At 47.1% G+C, this 3,950-nt stretch carries 4 protein-coding genes; 3 read left to right on the top strand and 1 reads right to left on the bottom strand.

The window, feature by feature from the left end:
- The 3 genes from Q0294_RS13470 to Q0294_RS13460 form a co-directional block, all read left to right on the top strand.
- Window positions 1-498 (top strand): UDP binding domain-containing protein (locus tag Q0294_RS13470; protein WP_299466191.1); only part of this gene is annotated, 498 nt, incomplete at its 5' end.
- A 115-nt stretch (window positions 499-613) separates the two neighbouring features.
- A protein-coding gene (gene prfB / locus Q0294_RS13465; protein ID WP_299466189.1) for a peptide chain release factor 2 occupies window positions 614-1,724 on the top strand; the annotation gives its coding sequence in 2 pieces (ribosomal slippage) (window positions 614-682 and window positions 684-1,724; 1,110 coding nt in all).
- Window positions 1,725-1,778: 54 nt separating this feature from the next.
- Entirely contained in the window at window positions 1,779-3,083 is a 1,305-nt protein-coding gene (locus tag Q0294_RS13460) for a DUF1080 domain-containing protein (RefSeq protein ID WP_299466186.1), read from the top strand.
- On the opposite strand, the gene Q0294_RS13455 is transcribed toward Q0294_RS13460, so the two are convergent.
- Window positions 3,055-3,864, bottom strand: coding sequence for a hypothetical protein (locus Q0294_RS13455; RefSeq protein ID WP_299466183.1), 810 nt, complete (start codon window positions 3,862-3,864; stop codon window positions 3,055-3,057). The two genes, Q0294_RS13460 and Q0294_RS13455, sit on opposite strands and share 29 nt — an antisense overlap.
- Window positions 3,865-3,950 lie beyond the last annotated feature (86 nt).

The following is a 3,950-nucleotide window of genomic DNA, read 5'->3' as shown; positions in this document are numbered from 1 at the left end:
AGTCAGAATATGGAGCCAACTATTTTAAATGCCGTTGATCAAGTAAATATCAGACAGAAAAAAGTACTGTTTGAAAAAATCAACCGCTACTTTCATGAAGACCTGCAGGGAAAAACAATCGCAATCTGGGGACTCGCTTTTAAACCCAAAACGGATGATATCAGAGAAGCTCCCTCACTGATCCTGATCGATCAACTTTTGAAGGCAGGAGTTAAGTTGAAGGTGCATGACCCGGTCGCCATGGAAAATGTCAGAGCCAGTTATGGCGATCAGCTTTCTTACTTTGATCATCATTACGATACGCTGGAAGGTGCTGATGCCTTAGCCATCGTCACAGAATGGCATGAGTTTCGGCACGCCGATTTTGATTATATCCTGCATAAATTATCAAACCCGGTGATTTTTGACGGTCGAAATTTATACGATCCGGAAAAAATGAAACAAAAAGGAATTGAGTACTTCGGAATCGGTCTCAGTTCATCAAAGCAGAGGATTTGATTCACCCCAAAGTGGAATCGCTGGCACACACAATCAGAAACTTCTATAATTCTGCTGGACTGAAAAACATCAGCAGCTCAAATGTAATTGCTTGAAGCAGATCGAAAGAAATAAAATGGACCACGAACTCAAAGACAAATGCAAAGGAATCATGGATCGCATTGTAAAATTACGAGACTCTCTTTGACTATGCTGGCAAGAAGAACAGAACTGCTAAAATCAATGAGCTGATGGGCGCAGCCGGTTTCTGGGATAACCAGGAAAAAGCGCAGGAGCTGGTCCATGAAATGCGACAGCTTCAACTAATTGTAAAACCGTTAACAGAATTGGTCAAAGGCGCAGAAGATCTTGAGGTTTTGCTGGAGTTTATCGAAGAAGAAGGAAGTGAAGACAGCATTCCCGAACTTTCCGCCACTGCTGAAAGACTGGAAACATCACTAGAACAACTTGAACTTCAGGCAATGATGTCAGCTCCCGAAGATGGCTCAGCCGCCTACCTCAGCATCCAGGCAGGAGAAGGGGGAACCGATTCTTCTGACTGGGCAGAGATGTTATTGCGCATGTATTTGCGTTGGTGTGAACGTAGAGGGTTCCAGGTTGAGCTACTTGACCGATCGGACGCAGAAGAAGCAGGAATCCGGAACGCCACCATTCGCATTGAAGGTGACTACGCTTACGGTTACCTGAAGGGGGAAACGGGGAATCACCGTCTCATTCGAATCAGTCCTTTTGACTCCGCCGGACGACGACATACTTCCTTTGCAGCCGTTGATGTCTCTCCTGATATGGGAGAAATCGCGGAAATCGAGATCAACTGGGATCAGGATATCCGTGAAGATACTTACCGGGCCAGTGGCGCGGGAGGGCAGCATATTAACAAAACCGATTCTGCCATCAGATTGACTCACCTGGCTTCAAACGTCGTGGTTCAATGCCAGAATAATCGCAGCCAGCATAAAAACAGGGCAGAGGCCCGTAAAATGTTAAAAGCAAAACTGTTTCAGATCGCACAGGAAAAGCGGAACGCTGAACTGGCTGCCAAGCGGGGAGGAAAATCGAAAATCGGATTCGGCGGCCAAACCGTACGTAATTACGTTTTACATCCGGATCAGTATGTCAAGGATGCCCGCACCGGATATAAGGCTGGTAATCCCGGACCGATTCTGGACGGGGATCTGGACGGTTTCCTGGAATCATTTCTCCGCTGGGGAATGACAGGCGACTAGACACAATCACAAAATACATGCCCGTTTTCAAACTCACATACCGGGGAGAACACAATGCCGCAGAGAACCGTCAATTTCGTAGTTGTTATTGCCTTGTCTGCATTTTTCCTGACCAGTTGTCTGAAAGTAGAGCATCCTTCTCCTTCAGCCAAATCAAACGCAGAACCGCAATCAGGTGAGGCTGCTTCTAAAGAAGAAATAGAAAAATCAGTAGAACCTGCCGAGGATGTGATCCCTGAGACAGGTCTGACCGCTGAAGAAATTGAAGCGGGCTGGATCGCATTATTTGATGGTCATAGCCTGTTTGGCTGGAAGGCCAATAACGATGTGAACTGGCTCGTTGAACAAGGTGTCATCAAAGCCGACACGGGAAAACCGGGATTGTTACTGACCACTTCTCCTTTCGCTGACTACGAACTGAAATTCGATTTCCGATTGACCCCTGAAACAAATAGCGGTCTTTTCCTTAGAACGGTTTTTGACCCGAAAGACCCTACAAAAGACTGTTACGAACTTAACCTTTGTGACCAGAAGACTGAATATCCTACGGGAAGTTTAGTCGGCCGCAGTAAAATTCAAAAACCGGTCCCGGCCAGCCAGGAATGGCAATCATTTGTAGTACGACTGGAAGGTTCAGAAATCCAGGCATCACTCAATGGGAAAGAAGTTCTGAATTTTAAAGATACATCGAACCATCAACGAAAGATTGGTTTCATTGGCCTACAAAAAAATGAGGGTGTGGTTGAGTTTCGAAATATCTATTTAAAACCACTGCGGATGTCGACCATCTTTAATGGCGTCGATCTGGCAGGCTGGCGCGTTGTCCCCGGATCACAGAGCACATTTGAAGTTGTCGACGAAACGATTCATGTGACTGCTGAAAAGCAGGGCTATCTGGAAACTGAAGAAACCTGGGACAATTTTCTCTTTCAGGCAATGGCAAAATCAAATGGTACTGCGTTAAACAGCGGTTACTTTTTTCGGGCGATCAAGGGTTCTGAAAGCGGTATGGCTAATGGATACGAAGTCCAGATCCATAATGGAATTAATGACAATGATCGCACCAAGCCGGAAAACGCTGGAACCGGTGCGATCTTCAGAAGAACAGAAGCCAGGCGTGTTGTCTCGAATGATCATGAATGGTTTACTACGACACTTTCCGCTTACGGCTCACATATTGCGGTTTGGATCGACGGTTATCAGGTTACAGACTGGGAAGACACCAGGAAACCGGATGAAAATCCTCGCAAAGGTCTCCGTTTGAAAGCAGGCCATATCAGTCTGCAGGGGCATGATCCCACCACAGATCTGAATTTCAAAAATCTGAAAGTCAGCACGCTCCCTGCGGAGACACCTTGATCTTCAAAACACACTCGATTGCCTGAAACAACTCCCGCTCGGGAGCGACTTTACAAACAACTGTTTCCAAGCCCAGCAATCTGGCAGTTGAAATCGTTTCGGGGTGAGCCAGCCCCATCACCCCCATCATCGGTGGAATGAAAGTTTGCGAAGCCAGATGATTCTCGACCAGTTCCCAGGGATCCAGATCATAAATCAACAGATCGGCTTCGTTTTGCTGGGCCCCGCTTGCAATGCACCCTCCCCAGGAAATAATCATTTCTTTCAGCATGTCCTGGTAGGCACGATCCCCTGAGTTCACTCCGATCAGGGGAGAGCCCCCTGCAGAACTCAACTGGAACGACTCGGCAGCCACTTCAAACTGAAAGATCTCATCGCGTCCTGCAGTCAGGGGAAATGCTTTCTCTGCCCCCTGTATAATGCGCCATTCCTGCTGGATGCGAGCACAGGCACAGCGCGCAGGAACACGGATACTGAGCGGCCAGACATTTCGGGCTCTTCCATCTGATTCACACCAGGCCCCATAGCAACAGACAAAGCGGCTGATTGGATAACGGCTGATCAGATCATTCAACTCATGTGAAGAGAATTCATCCGGCCAGTTTTGGCAGATAATGATTAATTCCGGAAACACAACCTCTGTGGGAACCGTAGCCAGACGCCCCGAATGAAAAACTCGTGTATCCCCACAGATTTTGCTTACCGCATCCAAAACAGAGCTCATTTCGCGTGTTTGCGAGTATCCAATGATCAGCACACTCTTCTGTCTGGGATCAGTCATAGGTCTATTTTCTTATCTAAATCTGCAGTCAGAGAGCGGGCTTTCTCGCTGTTTTATACCCTAAACTGCCTGTATTGGAAAAGATC

Source organism: uncultured Gimesia sp., from assembly GCF_937919775.1.
Lineage (GTDB): Bacteria > Planctomycetota > Planctomycetia > Planctomycetales > Planctomycetaceae > Gimesia.
This window is presented reverse-complemented; position numbering and strand designations above follow the sequence as displayed.